General features: G+C 65.2%; 15 protein-coding genes and 2 tRNA genes. 11 read left to right on the top strand and 6 right to left on the bottom strand.

Features of this window, described 5'->3' with window-relative positions; all coding sequences use genetic code 11:
- Positions 1-38: 38 nt before the first annotated feature.
- From bcsC to bcsR, 6 genes are read right to left on the bottom strand one after another with little or no spacing between them, the layout of a single operon-like run.
- Entirely contained in the window at positions 39-3,539 is a 3,501-nt protein-coding gene (gene bcsC / locus RSO41_RS16875; RefSeq protein ID WP_315620397.1) for a cellulose synthase complex outer membrane protein BcsC, read from the bottom strand.
- A complete protein-coding gene (gene bcsZ, locus RSO41_RS16870) occupies positions 3,536-4,645 on the bottom strand; it encodes a cellulose synthase complex periplasmic endoglucanase BcsZ (protein ID WP_315620396.1) in 1,110 nt (369 codons plus the stop codon). The genes bcsC and bcsZ overlap by 4 nt, the downstream gene beginning before the upstream one ends.
- A gap of 3 nt (positions 4,646-4,648) precedes the next feature.
- On the bottom strand, positions 4,649-6,901 hold the full coding sequence (gene bcsB / locus RSO41_RS16865) for a cellulose biosynthesis cyclic di-GMP-binding regulatory protein BcsB (RefSeq protein ID WP_315620394.1): 2,253 nt from the start codon (positions 6,899-6,901) through the stop codon (positions 4,649-4,651).
- A 26-nt stretch (positions 6,902-6,927) separates the two neighbouring features.
- Positions 6,928-9,486, bottom strand: coding sequence for a UDP-forming cellulose synthase catalytic subunit (bcsA, locus tag RSO41_RS16860; RefSeq protein WP_315620392.1), 2,559 nt, complete (start codon positions 9,484-9,486; stop codon positions 6,928-6,930).
- The gene (gene bcsQ / locus RSO41_RS16855) at positions 9,483-10,217 is read right to left on the bottom strand and encodes a cellulose biosynthesis protein BcsQ (protein ID WP_315620391.1); all 735 of its coding nucleotides are present in this window, start codon (positions 10,215-10,217) and stop codon (positions 9,483-9,485) included. Before bcsQ ends, bcsA begins: the two co-directional genes overlap by 4 nt.
- Entirely contained in the window at positions 10,214-10,417 is a 204-nt protein-coding gene (gene bcsR / locus RSO41_RS16850) for a cellulose biosynthesis protein BcsR (protein ID WP_315620390.1), read from the bottom strand. The genes bcsQ and bcsR overlap by 4 nt, the downstream gene beginning before the upstream one ends.
- A 154-nt stretch (positions 10,418-10,571) precedes the next feature.
- Here bcsR and bcsE point away from each other — a divergent pair, with 154 nt between their 5' ends.
- The 11 genes from bcsE to RSO41_RS16795 all read left to right on the top strand — a co-directional run bounded on the left by bcsE (position 10,572) and on the right by RSO41_RS16795 (position 22,927).
- The gene (gene bcsE, locus RSO41_RS16845) at positions 10,572-12,197 is read left to right on the top strand and encodes a cellulose biosynthesis protein BcsE (RefSeq protein ID WP_315620388.1); all 1,626 of its coding nucleotides are present in this window, start codon (positions 10,572-10,574) and stop codon (positions 12,195-12,197) included.
- Positions 12,194-12,370, top strand: a complete 177-nt coding sequence (locus tag RSO41_RS16840) for a hypothetical protein (protein WP_315620387.1) — start codon at positions 12,194-12,196, stop codon at positions 12,368-12,370. Before bcsE ends, RSO41_RS16840 begins: the two co-directional genes overlap by 4 nt.
- Positions 12,357-14,009 (top strand): cellulose biosynthesis protein BcsG, encoded by a 1,653-nt coding sequence (gene bcsG / locus RSO41_RS16835; protein ID WP_315620386.1) that lies wholly within the window; start codon positions 12,357-12,359, stop codon positions 14,007-14,009. The genes RSO41_RS16840 and bcsG overlap by 14 nt, the downstream gene beginning before the upstream one ends.
- A 66-nt stretch (positions 14,010-14,075) precedes the next feature.
- The gene (locus tag RSO41_RS16830; RefSeq protein WP_315620385.1) at positions 14,076-15,881 is read left to right on the top strand and encodes a DEAD/DEAH box helicase; all 1,806 of its coding nucleotides are present in this window, start codon (positions 14,076-14,078) and stop codon (positions 15,879-15,881) included.
- A 111-nt stretch (positions 15,882-15,992) separates the two neighbouring features.
- Positions 15,993-16,931, top strand: coding sequence for a segregation and condensation protein A (locus RSO41_RS16825; RefSeq protein WP_410000354.1), 939 nt, complete (start codon positions 15,993-15,995; stop codon positions 16,929-16,931).
- The gene (scpB, locus tag RSO41_RS16820) at positions 16,928-17,833 is read left to right on the top strand and encodes an SMC-Scp complex subunit ScpB (protein ID WP_315620384.1); all 906 of its coding nucleotides are present in this window, start codon (positions 16,928-16,930) and stop codon (positions 17,831-17,833) included. Before RSO41_RS16825 ends, scpB begins: the two co-directional genes overlap by 4 nt.
- A complete protein-coding gene (gene rluB, locus RSO41_RS16815) occupies positions 17,833-18,696 on the top strand; it encodes a 23S rRNA pseudouridine(2605) synthase RluB (protein WP_315620383.1) in 864 nt (287 codons plus the stop codon). Before scpB ends, rluB begins: the two co-directional genes overlap by 1 nt.
- Before the next feature lie 68 nt (positions 18,697-18,764).
- Positions 18,765-18,840 (top strand) — tRNA-Lys (locus RSO41_RS16810).
- Between the two features lie 32 nt (positions 18,841-18,872).
- Positions 18,873-18,948: transfer RNA gene (locus tag RSO41_RS16805), tRNA-Lys, on the top strand.
- Positions 18,949-19,246: 298 nt separating this feature from the next.
- Positions 19,247-20,275, top strand: coding sequence for a quinolinate synthase NadA (gene nadA / locus RSO41_RS16800; protein ID WP_315620382.1), 1,029 nt, complete (start codon positions 19,247-19,249; stop codon positions 20,273-20,275).
- 297 nt (positions 20,276-20,572) lie between these two features.
- Positions 20,573-22,927, top strand: a complete 2,355-nt coding sequence (locus tag RSO41_RS16795) for a Tex family protein (protein ID WP_315620381.1) — start codon at positions 20,573-20,575, stop codon at positions 22,925-22,927.
- Positions 22,928-23,025: the final 98 nt, after the last annotated feature.

The following is a 23,025-nucleotide window of genomic DNA, read 5'->3' as shown; positions in this document are numbered from 1 at the left end:
ATCGTCTGCCTTGGCGTGCCTTGAGCGCAGGTCAAGCATCATCCCCCCTCCGCATAGGGAGTCAAGGGCGTTGGCGGCAGGTCGAGATCGCCTTGCCAAGGGGCAGGGGAAAAGCGCATATAGAACTGTAGCGCATTCGGAGAATAGCCCTCCGACTCCTGGGCATCGAGGGCCAGGCCGACACGCCAGTGGTCGGAGAGGCGGCGCTCGACGGTGGCGGCCGCGGAAAACCCGGTTCCTCCCCCCAGGCTGCTTGCGTCCCGAACTGCGGCATCAGGCAGTGAGGCCGAGTAAGCACCGTCGAGCGGATAGCGGTCGCGGGGGCCACTTTCTGTCCAGGAGTGGGAAACGGCGGCCTCCAGGGACCAACTCCAGTTGGCGGTACGCTGGCGATAGCCGATCGGCAGGCTGAGCGACAGGTAGCGGCGCGGGCTGTAGTAGCCGCCCTGGCCGAGCGAGTAACCGCCGAGATTCTCGCTGTAGTGCATGGCCATGGCATTGAGCCCGATGCTCAGGCGCTCGTGGTACGTGTTGATCAGCTTGCGGTAGATGCCGCCCATCAGTCGGACACGTTGGTTGTCGGGCACGTTCTCGCCGTCCAGATGGTGAAGGCCGACGTTCGACCAGGCGCCGTTGGGCCCGCCCTGATCGTAGCCGAGGCCGACATCGACGCCGGTGGTGCGGACGCCACCCCAGGTGACACCCGTATTGGGATCCTCGGTACCGGCGTAGCTGAGCAGCGAGTCGGTGAGCGGGCGTCGTGAAATGCCGGCTGTCGTCCAGAGTGGACCGATCTCGCCGCTGTATTCGATGCCACCGACCCAGTCGGTCACGGCGAAGCCCAGCGGGGTGGTGCCGACGTCGATGCGCCAGGTGTCGTCATACCAGCCCATGCCGATGCTGACGCCGCGGTCCTGCTGGTCGAGGCCGCCTCGACAACCCACGGCGGCGCAGGTGCCGAACTCGTCGCGATTGAGGCCGTCGGCGTCACGTCCCAGGCGGCCGGCATCCAGCGTGACGCGATCGACGCGTACGAAACCGCGTCCTTCGCCGAGCGGGGTATCGACGTCGAGCATGTCGGTCGTGGTGGTCAATGAAGAGACGCCGTCGGTGCCGTTCTCGTTCTGGACCAGGCGGTCGGCGCGCACCCGCGTATGGCGTGAGCGGTACAGCGCCGCGGCGTCCGCGCGCAGGCTTGAGGCCAGCCAGTCATCGTCTTCCCGAGTACGCAGTGCCCGGGTGAACCCCGCATCGCTGGACAGCGTGCTCGGCTCGGCCAGCTCGGCGGCGGCCAGCGCCTGGCGATAGCGCGCCAACGCCGTCGTGTGGTCGTCCGCCATGGCCGCGATGCGCGCTGTATCGCGTAACAGCAGCGCATCACCGCTGGCCCCGGACGTCGCGGCGAGGGCGTCGGCCTGGCGTTGTGCGTGGCCCAGCTCGCCCAGTGCCGCCCAGGCATTAGCGGTATGGCGCCGGGCATCGAGATCATCGGCGGGAGGATCGATGGCAGCCAGGAGGGTTCTGGCGGCAGTGTCATCTTCCTGGGCCAACGCTGCGTCCACCAGACCCAGCCGGGCAGTGACGCTATCGGGAGCCAGCGTCAGTGCCTGCCGGTAATGACGCTCGGCAACCTTGGGCTGGTCGTCGGCCAGTGCCCAGTCACCCAATCGCCGCTCGATATCGGCGTCGTCGGGCTGGGCGGCGAGCAGGCGTCGTGCCTGCTCGGTCTGACCGGCCTCGCGCAGGCGGTCGGCGCGGGCCAGGACCTGGGCCAGAACGAGACGATGCTGCAGGGCGCGCATGTCGGCGTCGCGCTGGGCTGCCGGAATCCGTCCCAGGCTGGCCAGGGCTGCCTGGTCGCGTTCATCGCTGGCCAGGTAGAGCGCCTGGGCATAGTGGCCCTGGGCCATCGCTTCCGGTGTTTCGAGGCGCGTCAGCAGGTCCGAGAAGGCGTCGTCGGCACGCGCTGTCTGTGCCTGTTGTCGCAGTGCCTGGGCCAGGCTGTAGGTCAACCAGACGTCGTCGGGTACCAGGGCTCGGGCCTCGGTGAAGCGTTGTGCCGCCGCTTCCCAGCGCTGGTCGGCGGCCAGCCGATCGCCCTCGGCGCGCAGGGCGGCGACGCGTAGCCGGGTGCGCACGTCGGCCAGCAGGCGTTGCTGGGCGGTGGGCAGGGCATCGATGAACTCAACCCCGCGCTGTGGCGACTGTGAGGCATACAGCTCGGCCAGCCTCGTCAGTACGTTGGCCGAGCCGGGGGCCCGACTCAGGGCTTGGCGGTAGGCGCGCTCGGCGGCTCCTGTCTTGCCTCGCCGTTGCGCCACGTCGCCCAGCCCCAGCCAGGCCTGGGGATCGTCCACGAGTACTTGGCTGGCGCGTCGATAGGCCTGTTCGGCTTGCTCGAGCGCCTCGTCCGCCAGCGCGGCATCGCCCTGTCGAATCTGCTGCCAGTAGCGGGCGGTGTCGATCAGCGCGGACCATTTGTCGCCGCTCAGGCTGTTGGTATCCAGGGCCTGGGCGCGCTCGAACTGCGCCAGGGCTGCCTCGTGACGGCCCTGGCGCAGGCGAATGATACCCAGCGCGCCGATCAGTTCGATGTCGTCGGGATAGGCCGCCAGGGCACGCTGGATATCGGCTTCGCCGGCGCTGCCCTGCTGTTGGGCAAGGCGCGCCAGGCCGCGCTGTCGCGCCCGGTAGGCGGGATTGGCCAGGAGGCGTCGCTGCTCGTCCAGGGTTTGCCGTGCCTCGTCGGCATATTCGGTATTGCCGAATTGGCTCAGAAAGCGCTCCCAGGCGGCCACATTGGCGTCGCTGGCCGGGGCGTCGCGTAGTGCATCGCGCCACAGGCGGGCCGCGGCGAGACGCGAGCCCGAATCTTCGGACAGGCGGGACAGATAGCGCTCGGCCTCGGCGTTGCGTCCTTCGGCGAGCAGCAGGCGTGCCAGGGCGAATTCCAGTTCGGTGCTTTGCGGATAGCGTGCATCCAGCGACTGCAGTTCACGGATGGCGCGGGTGGCGCCGCCCGGCAGGCGCGCCACCAGCTGCCAGTACTCCAGCGCAAGCGCCAGGGTGGGAAGCCCTTCGTCGAACAGCGCATCGTAGGCCTCCTTGGCTTCCGCGAGCCGGCCCGCCGTGGCAAGCAGGCGTGCCTGCCCCAGGGCGTTACTGGCCTCGGGGCGCGTCAACGTCAGATTGAGGCGCGCCAGTCGGTACGCTTCGCTGTCCGGCGCCACTCGGCCTAGACGCTCTACCAGCCGCGAGGCCGCGTCGACATCCTGGCGGCGCAAGGCCTGTCTGGTTCGGGCCTCCAGTACACGGGGATCATCCGGGGCGATGGCGCTCAACCGCTCCAGGGCCTGGTCGGTGATCGCCTCACTGTGTCGTGCCTCGCCCAGACGTACTTGCTCGAGCAGCCAGGCGGTGGGCGCGACACGGGTCTCACTAGGCGCGTCGTCGGGCAGCGGTTGTGCTGACAGGGGCGATGCCATGCCTCCCAACAGGAGAAACAGCACGGCGGAGGGCAGCAGGTCGGTATCTCTCATGGTGCCTCCCAGGCCGGGTGCAACGAGCCGTCCGGGCCGAAGCGGTAGCGTCCCTGGTCCCAGCCGACGCCGAACAGCATCAGGACCTGGCTGTAGTAGGCGTCGTCGTCGGGAGGGTCGCCCGCGATGCGTTGTCGCTGTGCCGCCGCCAGCGGCGCGTCGTGATCATTGGCGGTGGCCACCAGGAACGGCAACAGGGCGGCGGAAAAGCTTACGTTGGCGGTGCCTTTGGACTCGCCGCTGCGGGCATCGATGTGTTCCGGCGGGACGCCTAGATCGGCGGTCAGGTCGCGCATGGGCTGGAAGTGCGCGAGCAGCGTCTCGCGGTAGGGAGCATCGTGGGCGAGCATGCCCAGCCACAGGTAGACGCGAATGGCATCGTAGTCGCCGGCGGCGCCATGCTTGGGGTCCGGCTGCCAGCCACGATCCGGCCGCCAGGCCACCCAATCCGGTGCCAGGCCCCGCGGGGCGCTGCCCAGGAGCAGCTCCGGAACCCGGTTTGCTACCTCGGGCCAGGGGGCGCCCAGTGTGCTCAGGCGGGTCAGCAGCTGAGGCGGTAGATAACTGGGATTGACGCGCCAGCTGGTGTCGCCCACGAATCCCGTTCGCCCCGGCAGCAACATCTTGCCGAAACCGGGCAGCTCGGCGACTTCCTGCTCGGCAATGCGCCCGGCCAGGCGCTGGCCGAGCACGCGGTAATCGCGACGCTGCCAGAGTCGGCCGGCTTCCAGCAAGGTGTAGGCGAGCCACAGGTCGGAGTCGGCGGCGCTGTTGGCGTCGATCACGCCCCAGCGATCATCGTCGCGTCGGCCCCAGAGCCAGGCGGGCAGCGTTGCCCCCAGATCGCCCTTGGCCAGGTTGTCCTGTGTCCAGTCGAGTACGCGCTGAAAGGTATCGCGATCGTCGGCGACCAGGGCGAAGAACAGCGCGTAGCTCTGGCCTTCCGAGGTCGTGATCCGGCGGGCGTCGGACGGGTCGATGACGCGCCCGTCTTCACTGATCAGGGTCGCCTCGAAGCGGCTCCAGGCGGGCCAGTCGCTCTCGGCAGCCTGGAGCGGAAGCGCCATGATCTGCAGGGTCATTGCCAGTAATAAGGTTCGAAGCATGGCCTATTCTCTGTCGGCAGCCAGACGACGGGCGCCAAGGCGGCGCAGGGTTCGCCACAGGAGGAAGGCGACCAGCAACACGGCGAACACGGCCACGCCGGCGATCAGCCAGGGATGTGCGGACAAGTGGTACCACAGCCAGGTGGTCCATGGCAGGTGACCGACGTAGTAGCGTTCGCCCACCATCTGACTGTTTACGCCCGAGTCGCGGATCAGGCTGACCGAGCCGTGGATCCGGGCAATGCGCGACGGGTCGTTCAGGGTCGCATTGAGGAGGCGTTGGTCGGCGGGCTGCGGTGCCAGCATGGCGACAATGCTGCGCTCATCGAAGTACGGCGAGGGCATCTCGAGAATGGCGGCCAAGGCGCCGTGGGCGCGTACGCTGACGTCGCTGTCGGCCTGGACTCCCTTGGTGCCGAGGCCGTCGCGAGTCATCGCGTCATCGGCGATGCGCAGGCGACTCCGGGCGTCGGCCCCCAGGGCCACGATCGGCTGGGGATCTTCCAAGGTGTCGGGCAGGCTGCCGATGGCCAGGATGTCGGCGTCGATGTCACTAGCGGCGTGCCAGTCGTCGGTCAGCCTTACCGCGACGCCGGGGTAGCCGGTCTGGGCGCCAATCCGGCCCAGGTTGTCGAACAGCGTCGACAACTCACCGGCCGAGGGCGCCACAGGCATCACGACCAACGTCTGCGACAGGTCGGCGAGGCGACTGAACGGGAAGCCGGCATTGGCAAAAGTACGGAGTGCCGGCATCGCCAGATAGTGGGAGAAGCCCGAGAGGTCGATGGTCGACTGCTCATCGATGCTGACCTGGTGCGCCACTGGCAAGACGGTGCTGCACTCGTCGTGAGACGTGCCTCCCGCGCGATTGGCATAGGCGAAATCGAAGCGCAGCTGGTTGAGGGCGCCCAGGGTGAGAGAGGGAATGTCAATGCGACGCTGCCCGCCTAGCCAGTCCTGCAGCAGCGGTACCTGGAAGCGATCGGTTTCGGCGTTGCCGCCATCGGTCTCGAGCGGAAACGACTGCAGATACTCGCCGTTGATGCTCACGTCGAGACGCGAGCCGGCATCCACTGACGGCGGGCTGTAGCGGTAGCCGAGTTCGAGGTCGACCTGCTCGTCGTTCCAGACGAACAGGTCCGGGGGAATGCGCAACGCAAGGGTCAGCGGTGTGGGCTCCATGCCATCGGCATGGAGCTGGGTGGGATAGTCGATCAGCTCGTCGAAGCGCACGGGGCGGTCGGTGGGAATCCAGGCTGGCGCATCATAGGGCTGACGGGGGGCCAGAGTATCCAGGGCCTCGATGCTGGCGCTTTGCCCACGCAGCAACACGTCGCCCAGGGCAAGGGCGCGGGCGGCCTCGACAAGGTCGTCATCATCGCGGCCCAGTACCAGCAACAGCTTGGCATAGGGTGATTCGGGATGGCTGATCAGTTCGAGGGTCGGGCCGTCGACCGCTGGATAATCAGCGAGGAAGTCGGGGCGTCGATCATTGGTGGCCAACACCACCGAGTGCTGCCGTGGAGCGGTATCGAAGGTCACCGGGAAATGCTGCCCGCGCCAGTCTGCATGGGTGCCGAACCAGGAGGCGATGATGCCGCTGGCGCGTTGCATCTCGAGAGTCGGCTCGGTGGGCACTACGAAGGGAACTTCCAGCGGTGCGTCGTCGCGCGGGTAGAAGAACGGGCGAGGAAGGCGTGCCAGATCGTTGGCCAGAGGCAGTGACTGCTCGTCCAGCGTCAGCGTGCTATCGCTGCCCACGGCGAGCCAGATACTGGAATGGGAAGGATCTTCGCAGATATCCGTATAGTGACCGACGAGTTCCAGCCGCAGGCGGTTGAAATCGCCGATGAGGCGAGGATCGAGGTCGAGTCGTGCACGCTGGGCATTGCCGGGCGCTGCCGTGGATGACAGGGGCACTGAGCCCATCAAGTCGTCATTGAGATAGACCTTGAGATGCGAGACATCCTCGAGCAGGGACGGGGATGGCGTGTAGTGCAGATCCAGGGTGGCCCGGGTGACTAGCCGGTCGCCGCGGACGCCGAACTCGAGCTGACGAGCCGGGCTCAGCCCGCTCAGCTCGAGTGCCCCGGGGGCAAGGTCCTCGAGGCGAAGGTTTCGCTTGGTTACCGGTGCGGCATCGTCGGCGAGCAAGGAAGGTGCCTGCAGTGCCTGAGGCTCCGTGACCGGCGTCGTCTGGGCCTGAGAGGGCAGGGCAATGGCGAGCAGCAGGGAATAAAACCAGCGATAGCGCATCGAGACACGATCCTTGTCTAACGGTATTAGCGTCCTCCGACAGGGGTAATAGTCACCCGTCGGGGGAGGAAGGAGCCCAGCCAGTCCAGGGGGCGGCGAACCGACGTCGGGGCGTGCAGGAACAGGCGGTGATACCCCTCGAGCCCCAGCCCCAGTATGTCGCGAAAACTCTGCATCGGACGGTCCTCGGCGATATCGTCTCGCCACAGCGTCCAGGTGTCGGCGCGGGCGAAGGTGCACTGGATATAGGCGATGTGCTGCGGTAGTGACATCGGCGCCAGTGCCAGGCCGGCGCGAGTGTCATTCAGGTTGACCACGCGGGCCTTGAAGGCATGCTCCTGGCGGCCGCGGCGGAGGAGAAGCGTGATGGTCTCGTCCGCTTCGAGCAAGCCCGGCTGGGGCAGGCTAAGGCCTACCCCGGCTTCGGCGTAGTCGTTGAGAATGCAGGGAAAGGTATGGCCGTCTTCGCGCGCCACGGCGGCATCCTGGGCCACCTGCACGCGATGGTGGCGACGCACCTGGCGAGCTTCGGCGGCGATGGCGACGGCTCCCCCCAGAATCATCAGGTTATAGAGCGTCCAGCCCAGGCTCACCAGCACGGTGGGGATCTCGTCCGTCGGCCCGGCGTAGAGTCGCCAGCCTCCGGCCACCACGCCGGCGATGTTGAGCAGGATCAGCAGCAGATAGGGACGCGAGATCGTCCAGTCAAAGTATCGGCTGCCGACCAGGCCGCCCTTGGCGGTGACATTGAACTTGCCCTTGCGCGGATTGATCAGTGCCATCGTGGTCGGGCGAGCAATGTACCAGGCGAGCACGGCGTCGTAGATCTCGCTCCAGAAGCTGTGCCGATAGCGCCCTTGGATGCGTGAGTTGGTCATGCCCGAGTGAAACATGTGCGGTGCGACGTAGAGCAGGATGGCGAGCGCCGGCGCATAGATGATGTAGGCATGCAGCAGCAGGAAGGCCAGCGGGGCAGTGAGAAAGATCAGCCGTGGGATGCCGGCCAGAAAGTGCAGTATGGCGTTGACGTAACACAGGCGTTGGCTCAGCGACAGGCCGCGCCCCAACAAGGGGTTGTCGAGGCGGAAGATCTGCACCATGCCGCGCGCCCAGCGAATTCTCTGGCCGATATGTGCCGACAGGCTCTCGGTGGCGAGTCCGGCCGCCTGAGGCAGACGCAGATAGGCCGAGGTATAGCCGTGACGATGCAGGCGCAGCGAGGTATGGGCGTCTTCGGTGACCGTCTCCACGGCGAAGCCGCCGATGGCCTCCAGGGCACTGCGCCTGAGAACGGCACAGGAGCCACAGAAGAACGAGGCATTCCACAGGTCGTTGCCGTCCTGCACCAGTCCATAGAAGAGCGTGCCCTCGTTGGGCATCTCGCGAAAACGTCCGAGGTTGCGCTCGAACGGGTCCGGGGAAAAGAAGTGGTGCGGCGTCTGTAGCATGCCCAGGCGTGGTTCCTTGAGGAACCAGCCCAGCGTCATTTGCAGAAAGGAACGCTGTGGCACGTGGTCGCAGTCGAAGACGGCCAGAAATTCGCTATCGGTGACGGTCAGCGCGTGGTTGAGGTTGCCGGCCTTGGCATGGCGATTGTCGCTGCGGGTGATGTAGTTGATGCCCACCGATCGGGCGAATTCGTGCAGGGCGTCACGCCGGCCGTCATCGAGCAGATGGATACGCAGCTTGTCGCTCGGCCAGTCGATGCCCAGTGCGGCCAGCACCGTGGGGCGCACCACGTCGAGAGGTTCGTGGTAGGTAGGAATCATCAGGTCGATCGTGGGCCAGCGCGACGTGTCCTCGGGGAGTGGAACAGGGCGGCGATTGAGCGGCCAGATGGTCTGGAAGTAGCCGAGAATCAGGATCAGCCAGGTATAGGTCTCGGCGCCCAGGAGCAGGAGGCCGCAGCCCATGTCCAGCGGGTCGTTCCAGTTCAGCGTCGAGGTATATCGCCACCAGAGGTAGCGGCACGACACGGTGATCGACAGCACGATCAGTACCAGGGTCGCCAGTCGCCCGGGAATGCGCCTCACGATCAGAGCGATCCCCCAGAGCAACACGACGAACACGGCCTGCGCCGCAAGCGAGAAGGGCTGGGTGATCACCAGCAGCATCAGCATGGCGGCCAGGGCGCCCATGGCCAGTAGCGGCCATGACGAGGTGTCGGAGGGTGCCTCGATGCGGCGTGACGCGGCGGGTATCAGACGCCGGGGTAACGTACGTAGCGTTTCGCGATACGTCTCCCACGCCTGCTTCGCCCATGAGGGGGTGCGCGGTCTGGCGGCCGATGCCTGGTGGGGTCGGGGACGACGCGGTCGCAGCACGGCCAGCCAGACGATCTGGATCAGATAGCGTAAGGGGTCGGCCAGTCCTGGCCGACGCCGATGTAAATGGCGAAAGGCGTGCCCATGGCTGGCGAACAGCCCTTGCCAGGCCGGTGACTCGAGGCGCAACAGTCCCCAGCCGAGCAGCCAGAGCAGCGTCAGCAGCGAAGCGGTCAGCGGACCGGCGCCGCGCTTGTGACGTAATGCCCGGTAATGATGCGACAAGGGCCTCATCAAGTTACGACGCAGCAGCGGGCTCATGATGGCGAGACCTCGTGCTGTGCCAGCAGCCAGGCCGCCAGTCGGTGGATGTCCTGGCTGGCTAGGCTGTCGGGGCGATAACTAACTACGCCGCGCTTGTGGGCCAAGGCCTCGAACATGGCTTCGTCGCGATGAATGCTGAGCGGCACCAGCCAGTCGCCATGCTGCCTTTGCCACAGGGCATGCAGGTCGCTTTGCAGGGCGCTGCGGGCCGCGAGCCGATTGATCAGCAGGTACTCGCCGACGCGGACGGTATGTGCCTCGAGCAGGGCATGGCAGGCGGGATCCGCCTGGGCGACCAGCAGCCAGGTGTCCGCCGCACGGCGAGCCTGGCGTTGTGCGTCAAGGGCGTGGGCGGGCACGTCGATCAGTACCCAGCGATAGGCATCAGCCTCCAGGGCCGCCAGTCGTTGCTGCCATATCTCGAGATCGTCGTCGCGCGTGCCACACCCTTGGTGATCGGTATCGTCGAGCAGGCCATGGGGGAGAAAATGTAACTGTGAACCCAGCACGAAGGCGGATTCGTGCCAGGTGCCTCCCTCTTGCCGGGCCCTTGCCCATCCACGAGTATCGTTCCAGGCATGATTGAAATGCAGGCGCAACAGGTTGCGCGGATCCAGATCGATGCACAGAACCGCTTCCCCTGCCTGGGACAAGGCTTCGGCCAGGCCGGCTACCACCGAGCTGGCGCCGGTACCACCCCGGAGGCCTTGCATGGCGACGACGTTCAAGTGTCGTGCTCCGAGCGGGCCAATGTGGTTTCGGCCAGCAGCGGCCAACGGGCTAGATCGGCGGCCAGTTGCTCCTGCTCGGCAATGTTGCGGTAGGGAAATCCGGTCAGCCCAGCCTTTAGGAGTAGCGCTTGGATGTCATCGTCGTAGCGCAGTGCGACGGGGGCATGATGCGGAATGATCAGATCATGGGTCGACATGCATTACCTTGGTGGCTGGCGGTGTGATATGGCAGGTCGCAGAGAATCAATACCTTAATATGCTAAGCTTATTATAATATGTGTATGGGGTGTAATAGGTTATTTCTTGAATGCAGGTTAGGGAATTGATCCGTCATATCCAAGGACGTTTTTAATGTCATTCTCGTCGGTTCCGTCGTCCATGCGTCCGGAGCGTCCCCATTACGTGCTGGGCATTGAGGGGCTGTGGCCGGAGTTCGCCGCATTGCGCTGTCCCGGCGTTTACTGGCTGCTGTCCGATCGACCGGGGCATGCCGATGCGTTGATTCTCGGCATGCTGGCAAGCGCCACGCCCGAGATGCGAGTCGACTGGATCGCCGCCGTGGACCATGCCCGGCAGACCGCTGCGCGCCTGCCTCCCGAACAGGGGCCGGGGCGGCTGAGCTTCTTCGCACTTCCCGAGATCATGAACGCCGAGGCGTGGCTTCGCCTGCCCGGGGAACTCGCGCGCGGGCGCCGCTGGAGGCGCCAGTCATCCCGTATGCTCATTCTGGAGATCGAAACGCCTGATCTCGACGGTGCCCTGAGTGATGACGAAGAACTCGCCCAGTGGTGTCGGCAATGGCGTGATTGGGCCGTGGCGCATCGGGTCTGCGTGATGATCGTCAGCCATGGATCCCGTGGTCTGGCACTGCGGGGTCGCCTGCACCCGTTCAACGATGCGCTGGATGGCCTGGTGCATCTGCAGCCAGTCGGCGAGGAGGGGCGTTTTCTCGTTCTCCACTGGCGAAGCGATCTGCTGGTCTGCGGGGGGCGAGACCTGACCCTGGCAGCCAAGGGGCTCGGCTGGCAGCTGTTGTCCTCGATGACGCAGGACGAGATCGTGGGCAGCGATGACCATGAATACTTGGTGCAGCGCTGTGTGCTGGAGGGAGCGCCGGCGCTGTCCGAGCACTGGCATGTGTATGACTCGGCGCGTGCGGTGGTGGCCCAGGCGGTCAACGCCCAGGCCGCTACGGTTGTCCTGGGGCTGGAACATGCCGACGAGATCGAGGCAGTGGCACGCTGGATGCACGGCTTGCGGGCCCAGCGCGGCAATGCCATCAAGCTGGTCGTTCGTGAGCTGGTTCCCTGCCTGCGCTATCGGGACGAACGCCTGTTATCACTGTGCGGTGTGACGCTGGTGATCGGAGCGTCGGTACCGCTATCGCGGTTCTTGAGTCGCCTCGACGGGATTCAGGGACAACGCTTCACGCGCCAGATCAGTCTCGATTTCGAAGGGGTCGTTGCTTCCCTGCATCCGGTCACGCCTGGAGGCGCAGTGTCGTCGGCGACCTTTCTCGACCGTATCGAGCAGTGGTTGGACAGCTCGGCGGCCGAGGCCGTCAGCAGCCTGATGGTGGCCTTGCAGCCGGCCGGCGGGCTGTCGCCCGAGCAGGCGCTGCACCAGTGTCGCCTGAGCCGGTACGGTGACATGGCCACGCTCATGGAGGGGCGGCTCTATCTTTTCCTGTTCGGGTGTCGATCGACCGATCTTGAGCCCGCACTGAAGCGCTTGTTCGGATTGCCCGACGCGGCGCTGTTCGAGTCGCATGACGTTTTCGATGCCCCCGAGACGGTGGCGCTCGAAGTGCACCGCTTGATCGGGCGGGGTTGGGATGGCGTGAGTCAGACGTTTGCCACTACGGCGCCGATGGCCGTGGCAGAGCAGGAGCCAACCCGCGATCATGAGGCCGCTTCTCCGCGTCCCCTCGCGCTTCGCCTGCGTGCTGATGCCGCACAGGAGGGGGCCCGTTCATGACTTGGACCATCGCCCTGGCCGGCCTGGCGGGTATCGTCATCGGATTGGCCGCGAGACCCTGCCTGCGGCTCATCTTTGCGTTTTATTCACGCCGTCCACGTCTCCTGGTGCGTCAGGGAGTGAGGCGGCGTCCTTCGGTCGTCAAGGATGCGTCCCGGCATGAGTCACTCTGAATCGATCGCCGCTACATCGCCATTCCCGGTCAGTCGCTACTGGCGCGGTTTCGGGCTCTGGAACCTGTATTTCATCTTCAAGCTGGCGCTTTACTGGCGAGGTGCGATCGATTTTGATGCCTTGGCCAACCTGGTGTTCGCCGCCTTCCTGCTGCTGCCTCTGCCGCCACGCTGGCTACACCGCTTGCGTCATCTGATAGCGATTCCGGTCGGGGCGGCACTCTTCTACCATGATACCTGGTTGCCGCCATTCGAGCGTCTGATCGCCCAGTCGTCCCAGGTCGGTGCCATGAGTCCGGGCTACCTGCTCGAGCTTGCCAGCCGCGTTGTCGACTGGCAGTGGTTGGGGGTGTTCTTCGTGCTCACGGTGGGGTATGGCTTCGTCGCCCCCTGGCTGCGGGTGACCGTTCCCGTGGTGCTGGCGCTCGTCTGGTTGGGGGTGGCACCGTTGCTTCCGCAAGGCGCGTCGGAGCCGGTTCACCCGGGCCAAGCGGTATCGTCAGGTGTGCCAGCCCGGACAGAGCGTACCGCGACGCGTGAGGAAACGGTCATTCCCGCCCCGGCCGGGGAGGCCAGCGACAGCGCCCTCGATGACCGCCTGCAATCCTTCTATGCCAGTGAGCGTGAGCGCCACACGACGTTCTCGGCGCGGCCTGCCGGGGCGGTGCCCTTCGACATCCTGTTTCTCAATATCTGTTCGCTGTCCTGGGATGATATCGCCGTGGCCGGGCTGGAGGATCATCCGCTGCTCGACTATCTGGACGTTGTCTTCGACGACTTCAATTCGGCGACTTCCTACAGTGGTCCGGCTGGGCTGCGCCTGCTCCAGGCCAGCTGCGGACAGCGATCTCATGAAGCACTCTATGACGACGTACCCGCGCGGTGCCATCTGTTCGAGAACCTGGCCGAACTGGGATTCGAGCCGTCACTGGTGCTGAACCACGATGGGCATTTCGACGATTACCTGGCCTTGCTGCAGCGTGAGGGTGGGTTGGACGTGCCCATGCTGCCCTTGTCTGGATTGCAAGCGCCGATGGTGGCTTTCGACGATTCTCCGGTATACCGCGACCTCACCATGCTGCAGCGATGGGACGAGCAGGATTCCCAGGGGGCCAATGCGGTGTTCTATAACACGGTCACGCTCCACGACGGCAACCGCTTCGTCAGTCAGCGCGGCTTCGCTGATTATGACGTTCGTCTGCGCCAGCTGTTCGATGACCTGCTGACATTCCTGCAGCAACTCGAGGCAGAGGGGAAGCGGGTTGCCGTATTCGTGGTGCCGGAGCATGGCGCTGCTCTGCGGGGAGATCGCATGCAGTTCCCGGGCATGCGCGAGATTCCCAACCCGCTGATCACTCACGTGCCGGTGGGGGTCAAGCTGATCGGCCTGGACTCGCCACGCCATGGCGAACCGCTTCACGTCACTGCCCCGAGCAGCTACCTGGCACTGTCGGAGCTGACCTCACGACTGGTCGCCAACGACGTGTTCGGCCAGCCGCAGCTGGATTGGTCGACGCTGGTGGCCGATCTGCCCGTGACGCAGCCGATTTCGGAAAACGAGGGAGTGGTGATGATGCCGTTCGGAGAGGAACCATACATCCGTCTCAAGGGGCAGGGGTGGATGCCTTATCCACAGTAACCGAGGCGGCTTGGGTGAGACGCTTGGCCTGGGTATCATGCATCAGCACTTCGATGGCGAACTCCCATGCAGGCAGGATCCCCGACCGTCTCCCCTCCCGAGCTTCGCCCCTACCAGCAGCAGGCGGTGGCTCGGGTGGTCGAGCACTTCCGCGCTACCGACGACCCCGCCGTGGTGGTGTTGCCTACCGGCAGCGGCAAGTCGCTGGTGATCGCCGAGCTGGCGCGCCTGGCTCGTGGCCGAGTGCTGGTGCTGGCGCATGTGCGCGAGCTAGTGGAGCAGAATCACGCCAAATACGAGGCCTATGGGCTCAAGGCGGATATCTTCAGCGCCGGCCTCGGTAGCAAGCGGGCGAGACGACAGGTGGTGTTCGGCTCGGTGCAGTCGGTGGTGCGCAACCTCGACGCCTTTGGCGAGCGACTCGATGAAGGTGACGGCGGTGCCTTTTCACTGCTGGTGATCGATGAATGTCACCGGGTCTCGCTGGACGCGGACTCGAGTTATCGGCGGGTGATCGAGGCCCTGCGTCGCCACAACCCACGTCTCAAGATTCTCGGCCTGACTGCCACGCCGTACCGGCTGGGTCAGGGCTTCGTCTATCATCGCCACCATCATGGCATGGTGCGTGGCGACGATGACTGCTTCTTCCGCGATTGCGTCTTCGAACAGCCGCTGCGCCTGATGGTCAAGCAGGGCTATCTCGCCGAACCGCGTCGCATCGATGCGGCGGTGGCCCGCTATGATTTCTCGCGACTGGCGCCGGGCATAGGCGGCCGTTTTCAGGACGCTGAGCTCGATCAGGTGGTGGCGGGGCATCGGGCCACACCTTCCATCGTCGCCGAGGTGGTGGCGTATGCCGCCGATCGCCGCGGCGTGATGCTGTTCGCCGCCACCGTGGCGCATGCCGAGGAAGTGCTCGGCCATCTGCCGGCCGGGCAGGCGGCATTGATTACCGGTGCCACGCCATCCGATGAGCGCCAGGCGAGCATCGAGGCGTTCAAGGCCCAGCGTCTCAAGTATCTGGTCAATGTGTCGGTGTTGACCACCGGATTCGATGCGCCCCATGTCGATCTGATCGCCATCCTGCGGCCCACCGAATCGGTGGGGCTCTACCAGCAGATCGTCGGGCGGGGCCTGCGGCTGGCCGAGGGCAAGCGCGACTGCCTGATCCTCGACTATGCCGGCAATCCCTGGGATCTCTATGCCCCCGAGGTGGGCAGCCCGCGACCGGCGTCGGACACGGAGCCCGTCCAGGTCGAATGTCCTGCCTGCGGGCATGCCAATCTGTTCTGGGGCCGCCGCGACGGCGAGCTGGTTATCGAGCATTTCGGGCGTCGTTGCCAGGGGCTTGTCGAGGACGAGGCGGGCGGGCAGCGTCAGTGCGATTTCCGCTACCGCTTCAAGGCGTGCGAACGTTGTGGTGCCGAGAACGACATTGCCGCGCGGCGTTGCCATGGCTGCCAGGCGATGCTGGTGGATGCCGACGACAAGCTGCGCGAGGCCCTGCGGCTGCGTGATGCCCAGGTGCTGCGGGTGGCCGGCATGCAGCTTGAAGCGACGCGTAATGGTCGCGGCCTGCCGCGTCTCAAGGTCACCTATCATGACGAGGACGGTGCGACCCTGAGCGAGTGGTTTGCGCTGGAAACGCCGGCCCAGCGCAGAGCCTTCCACGCAGTGTTCCTGCGTGACCACCTGCGTGCGCCGGGCAGCGACTGGCGTCCGGCCAGCCCGGAAGAGGTGCTCGGCGAACGGCGCCGCATGCGAGCACCTGACTTCGTCGTCGGTCGCAAGATCGGCCGCTACTGGCAGGTACGCGAGAAGCTCTTCGACTACGCCGGGCGATATCGGACCGCCGATGCCGCCGAGGCGTGAGCCGCGCCTGGCGAGTGAATGGCTTACCTTGGTGGGGTGGCTCTTGGTAGACTTCACGATCAACCAACGGGCGCGTTTTCGCCAGCAACGTCGCAGGAGGCCAGGCCACGCGTGAGCGATACGCCAACGACTGCCGAGGGTGAGGCGAGTGTCGGGCATGATGTCGAGGCCAGTGCGACGGTGCTCGGCCGACTGTTCGACGAGCCGATTACCCAACTGCCGGAGGATCTCTACATCCCGCCGGAGGCGTTGCGTGTCTTTCTCGAGACCTTCGAGGGGCCGCTCGATCTACTGCTCTATCTGATTCGTCGTCAGAATCTGGATATCTTGGCCATCAACGTGGCGACCATCACCCATCAGTACATCGAGTATGTGGAGTTGATGAAGGCCATGGAGATCGAGCTGGCCGGTGAGTACCTGCTGATGGCGGCGATGCTGGCCGAGATCAAGTCGCGAACCCTGCTGCCGCGCCCTCCCAGAGAGGGTGATGAGGAGGACGAGGAAGACCCTCGTGCCGAGCTGATTCGTCGCTTGCAGGAGTACGAGCGGCTCAAGAATGCCGCCGAGTCGCTGGCCGATCTGCCCCGTCTCGGCCGAGATTGGTTTCCGGCGCGGGCGGCGCTGCCGCCGATCGAGTCCCGGGTGATTCACCCCGATGTGGAGCTCGATGAATTGCTGGGTGCCCTGGCCGGGATATTGCGCCGGGCAGAACTCAATCAGTCCCACCAGATCAGCCGCGAGGTGCTCTCCACTCGTGAGCGCATGCTGGCGATCATGGGGCGATTGAGTCATGAACACCACACGCCCTTCGAGTCGTTGTTCCAGCTCGAGGAGGGACGTGCCGGCGTTGTTGTCACTTTCATGGCAATTCTCGAGCTGGCCAAGGAATCCTTGATCGAGATCGTGCAGAATGCGCCGCTGTCGCCGATCCATGTGCGCGCACGCGCCGAGACCGAGGCGGAAGAAGGCGAAGAGGACTTCGAGGAGGAAGGCGACGTGGGCGAGAGCCCCTTCGCGACGCAGGACGAGGATGGGAGCGAGCCGGCATGACCGCCATGGAGTATCCCGAGGCCCTGGACGATATTCTCGAGGCCGCCTTGCTGGCGGCCGGTGAGCCCCTGTCGCTGGAGCGCCTCGAGGCACTGTTCGACGATCACGAGCGACCGCCTCGCCGTGCCCTGCGCGAGTCGCTGGAGCGCGTCGAGGGTCGCCATGAACGCGGTGCCATGGAGTTGCTCGAGACTGCCACGGGCTATCAGCTGCGCATTCGGCCGAGGCTGTCGTCATGGGTGTCGCGGTTGTGGGATGAGCGCCCGCAGCGCTATTCGCGGGCGCTGCTGGAGACCCTGGCGATGATTGCCTACCGGCAGCCGGTGACCCGGGCTGATATCGAGGAGGTGCGGGGCGTCTCGGTGAGTGGCTCCATCATGCGCACTCTGGTCGATCGGGGCTGGGTGAGGGTCGTGGGGCACCGCGATGTTCCCGGGCGTCCGGCGGTCTATGCCACTACCCGGTCCTTTCTCGATGACTTCGGCCTCAAGACCCTCGACGAACTGCCGCCGATGCACGAACTCAAGCATTTCGGCGAGGAGACGCCGCATCAGGACGATGCGCCACCACCGCCGCCGCAGGATGTACTGGCCCAGGCGGATGAGCCGCTCGATGATGCCGAGGAAGAGAGCGAGCCCGAGGGGACGGTCGAGGACGGCATCGACCCCGAAGAAGCGACGCCGGAGGCGAGCGACGCCGGGCAGGAAGAAGCGCCGGCCCAGGCCGGCGAGCCGTTGGCCGGGACGGCCAACGAGGATGAGACACACGCCGGGACGGCGTCCGAGCGGACGCGTCCGAGCTTCGCCGATATCGAGGCTCGGCTGTCCGAACGTGCCCGTGGCCGCGTCGACGATGACGCTGCTCCGGGGACGGAATCCACGACAAGTGAGACAGACGACTGATGAGTGACACCAGCGAAAAACTGCAGAAGGTCCTGGCCCGGGCGGGACTGGGATCGCGCCGTGAAATGGAAGCCGCCATCGCCGATGGGCGGGTCAAGGTCAACGGCCAGGTGGCGACCCTCGGCGACCGGATCGAGCTGCGCGACAAGGTGGCTTTCGATGACCGTCCGGTGGCCCTGCGTAGTGCCGATGAAGTGCCCCGCCGAGTGATCATGTACAACAAGCCGGAGGGCGAACTGTGCACGCGCAAGGACCCGGAAGGACGGCGCACGGTCTTCGACCGCCTGCCGCGCCTCAAGGGCGAGCGCTGGATTGCCATCGGGCGGCTGGATATCAATACCAGTGGGCTGCTGTTGTTCACCACCGATGGCGAGCTGGCCAACCGGCTGATGCATCCTGCCACCCAGATCGAGCGCGAATACGCGGTGCGCGTGATGGGCGAGGTGGCCATGAACCAGATCAAGGCGATGGTCGAGGGTGTGATGCTCGATGATGGCCCGGCGCGTTTCACCGATGTGCAGGAGTTCGGTGGCGAAGGCATCAATACCTGGTTCCATGTGGTCATCATGGAAGGTCGTAACCGTGAGGTGCGCCGGCTGTGGGAGTCCCAGAACCTTACCGTCAGCCGCCTCAAGCGCGTGCGCTATGGCAATATCTTCCTCGACAAGCGGGCCAAGGCGGGAGAGTGGGTCGAGCTCGGTCAGGACGAGATCGACGACCTGGCCGGCCAGGCGGGGCTCCCGTCGCGCAAGGTGCCGGAACTGACGCCCGACGAGAAGAACCGCTGGAGTCGCGACAAGAACAAGCGACGCCCGGTGCAGGGCATGCGCAAGCCCCGGTCGCCCAAGGGCAAGGGGCGCTGAGAAGCCGGCGATAAAAAAGAGCTTGCCAGCCACCGGTCCTATCCGTATTATGTGCACCCGTTCGGCAGGGGTCGTTAGCTCAGTTGGTAGAGCAGTTGGCTTTTAACCAATTGGTCGTAGGTTCGAATCCTACACGACCCACCATCCGGACCTGTGTTGGCCATTATGGCCATGCTGGGTCGTTAGCTCAGTTGGTAGAGCAGTTGGCTTTTAACCAATTGGTCGTAGGTTCGAATCCTACACGACCCACCAGATATCGCGCCCCCGTCTCGTTTCGAGCCGGGGGCGCTTTCGTTGGCGGCCATCGAACCGCAATGCATGCCGGTGACCGTCAAGCTTGCAACCCGGGCGTGTCGGCGTCATTATCGAAAGACGTCATTTTTCTTGCACCGATGGTCGCGGAGAGCGAGTCGGCCGCAAGCGGCGCGGGTCGACCACAGCGGTAGACGCAATGGTTGACCCTCTGGTGTGTCGAGCCGTGCGGAGCGCGCGAGTCCCGGCACCTGGTGTAACGCAGGGGGAGCCCCTGCCGGTCACAGTGGTAGACACGATGACGATCATGACTTCCCGTGCCGAGCTGCGCGAACAGCTGGCACGCCGCTATTGCCCCACCCGTATTCCCGCCGAGGACGAAGCGCGCGTCGAGGAGATCAAGCGACTGCTCGAGGCCAACAATGCCGTGCTGGTGGCCCACTACTACACCGACGATGCCATTCAGCAACTGGCCGAAGAGTCGGGCGGCTGTGTCGCCGATTCCCTGGAGATGGCACGCTTTGGCGCCCGCCACGAGGCCGATACCCTGGTGGTGGCCGGTGTGCGCTTCATGGGCGAGACGGCCAAGATTCTTTCGCCGGAGAAGCGCGTGCTGATGCCGACCCTAGAGGCGACCTGTTCGCTGGATATCGGCTGCCCGGCCGATGAGTTCTCGGCCTTCTGCGATGCGCATCCGGACCGTACCGTGGTGGTGTACGCCAATACCTCGGCGGCGGTGAAGGCGCGTGCCGACTGGGTGGTGACCTCGTCCATCGCCGTGGACGTGATCGAGCATCTGCAGGCGCGCGGCGAGAAGATCCTGTGGGCGCCGGACAAGCACCTTGGCCATTACATTCAGCGCAAGACCGGTGCCGACATGCTGCTCTGGGATGGTGCCTGCATCGTCCATGAGGAGTTCAAGGCCAAGGGCGTGGAGGATCTCAAGGGGTTGTATCCCGACGCCGCGGTCCTGGTGCATCCGGAGTCACCGTCCTCGGTGGTCGAGCTGGCCGATGTCGCGGGCTCTACTTCCCAGTTGATCAAGGCCGCCAAGGAACTGCCCCAGCAGGAACTGATCGTGGCCACCGACCGGGGCATCTTCTTCAAGATGCAGCAGGCGGTGCCGGACAAGACGCTCTTCGAGGCTCCCACGGCCGGCGATGGCGCGACCTGCAAGAGCTGCGCCCACTGTCCGTGGATGGCCATGAACGCCCTGGACAACCTGGCTGGCGCCTTGCGCAATGCCAGCGGCGAAATTTTCGTCGACGAGGCGTTGCGACAGCGCGCGCTCAAGCCGTTGGAGCGCATGCTCAACTTCAATGCTTGAGCCACGAGCCACGAGCTGCGAGCTGCGAGCTGCGAGCGAAGAGCGAAGAGCTGGGTTTTCGGGTTTCGTATCTCGCATCTCGCTGCTCGTATGCTTTGTGTTTCGAGCTACGAGCTGGGTTTTCGGGTTTCGCATCTCGCATCTCGCCGCTCGTATGCGTTGGGTTTCGAGCCACGAACCGTGAATAATGGCTCGAGAATTCAGGGGCGGGGAGCAGGTTGGCCTGCATGTCTGCCGTCAGCGTCGGGCTTGTGATACCTTGTCGCGATCATCTGGACCTGGATTGCCAAGGACTACATGGACGCACAAGCCAAGATCATTGATCGCCTCGCCGAGGAACTCGGCGTTCGCGCGCCCCAGGTGGCGGCTACTGTCGAACTGCTCGATGGCGGTGCCACCGTTCCCTTCATCGCTCGTTATCGCAAGGAAGCGACCGGAGGGCTGGACGATACCCAGCTGCGACAGCTCGAGGAGCGCCTGGGCTACCTGCGCGAACTGGAAGAGCGCCGCGAGACGGTACTGGCCAGCATCGACGAGCAAGGCAAGCTGACCGAGGCGCTGGCCGCGAGCATTCGTGCCGCCGATACCAAGCAGCGTCTGGAAGACCTCTACCTGCCGTATCGCAAGAAGCGTCGCACCAAGGCACAGATCGCCCGCGAGGCCGGTCTGGAACCCCTTGCGGAAGCGCTGCTTGCCGATCCGACCCTGTCCCCCGAAGAACAGGCCGCCGGCTATCTGCGTGCAGCGGACGGCGATATCCCGGCCATCGAGGATGCCAAGTCGGCACTGGACGGTGCCAAGCAGATCCTCATGGAGCGTTTCGCCGAAGATCCCGAGCTGGTGGGCCAACTGCGCGAGCGGCTGTGGAGCGAAGGCATGCTCAGTGCTCGGCTGATCGAGGGCAAGGAGCGCGAAGGCGCCAAGTTCTCCGATTACTTCGAACATGACGAGGCCATCGCCAAGGTGCCCTCGCACCGTGCCCTGGCCATGTTCCGTGGTCGCAACGAGGGCGTGTTGTCGCTGGTCATCCGCCTGCCGGGCGAGGAAGAGGCCGCCGTGCATCCGGCTCAGGTGGCCATCGCCAGGCACTTCGAGATTCGTGATCAAGGGCGTGCCGCCGACCGCTGGCTCGCCGAAGTGGTGCGCTGGACCTGGCGGGTCAAGCTCTATACCCACCTCGAGACCGAGTTGATGGGACGCCTGCGCGAGCGCGCCGAGGCTGAGGCCATCGGTGTCTTTGCCGCCAACCTCAAGGATCTGCTGCTGGCGGCGCCGGCGGGCGCCAAGGCGACACTGGCCATCGACCCCGGCCTGCGGACCGGCTGCAAGGTGGCCGTGGTCAGTGCGACCGGCCAGTTCCTGGGTCAGTCGACCATCTTCCCTCATGCGCCACGCCACCAGTGGAACGAGTCACTGGCCGAACTGGCTCGGCTGGTGGACGCCCACGATGTGGCCCTGATCGCCGTGGGCAATGGCACCGCCAGCCGCGAGACCGACAAGCTGGCGGGCGAGCTGGTCAAGGCCATGACCGGAACGCGCCGGCTCTCCAAGGTGATGGTCAGCGAGGCTGGTGCCTCGGTCTATTCAGCGTCGGAGTACGCGTCCCGCGAGCTGCCGGACCTCGATGTGACCGTTCGCGGCGCCGTGTCGATCGCCCGCCGCCTGCAGGACCCGCTGGCCGAGCTGGTCAAGATCGAGCCCAAGTCCATCGGCGTCGGCCAGTATCAGCATGACGTTTCCCAGGTGCAGCTTTCGCGCAGCCTGGAGACCGTGATCGAGGATTGCGTCAACGCCGTGGGGGTGGATCTCAATACCGCATCCTCGGCTCTTCTGTCGCGGGTGGCCGGCCTCAACGCCGGGCTGGCCGAGAACATCGTGTCCCGCCGCGACGCCGAAGGCGCCTTCCGCTCGCGTCGCCAGTTGCTGGACGTCAGCCGCCTCGGTCCCAAGACCTTCGAACAGTGTGCCGGCTTTCTGCGGATCATGGATGGCGACAACCCGCTGGATGCCAGTGCGGTTCACCCCGAGGCCTATCCACTGGTGGAACGTATCGCCAGTCGCAGTGGCCGCGAACTGGCCGGCTTGATCGGCGACAGTTCGACCCTCAAGTCGCTCAAGGCTTCCGACTTTGCCGACGAGCGCTTCGGTGTGCCCACTGTCAACGATATCTTCAAGGAACTGGACAAGCCCGGTCGTGACCCACGTCCTGAATTCCGTGCCGCCGAGTTCCGCGAAGGGGTGGAGACCCTCAAGGACCTGGAGCCCGGCATGGTGCTGGAAGGTAGCGTGACCAACGTCACTCACTTTGGCGCCTTCGTCGATATCGGTGTTCACCAGGACGGCCTGGTGCATATCTCGGCGTTGTCCAACACCTTCGTCGAGGACCCCCGCTCGGTCGTCAAGGCCGGTGATATCGTCAAGGTCAAGGTCATGAGCGTGGACCTCGAACGCTCGCGTATCGGTCTGACCATGCGTCTCGACGACCAGCCGGGCGAGGCCGAGGGCGACAGGCCGCGCAAGGGCGGCGAGTCCCGTGGTCGTGGCAAGCCTCCTCGCAAGGGAGGCGGCAAGTCGAAAGGGCAGGACGCTCAGGGCGAGGGCCAGGTGGGGGCGCTGGGGGCGGCATTGCTCAAGGCCAAGCGCGATAGCTAAGGTCTGTACGAAAAGTGTCTGCACTCGGTGATACGGTGTTGAAATCGGTCTCAAAATGCTCATTTACTCCTTGTAAACTGCGCTTTCTCGACCGATTT

Source organism: Halomonas sp. I1, assembly GCF_032334135.1.
Classification (GTDB): Bacteria; Pseudomonadota; Gammaproteobacteria; order Pseudomonadales; family Halomonadaceae; genus Halomonas.
This window is presented reverse-complemented; position numbering and strand designations above follow the sequence as displayed.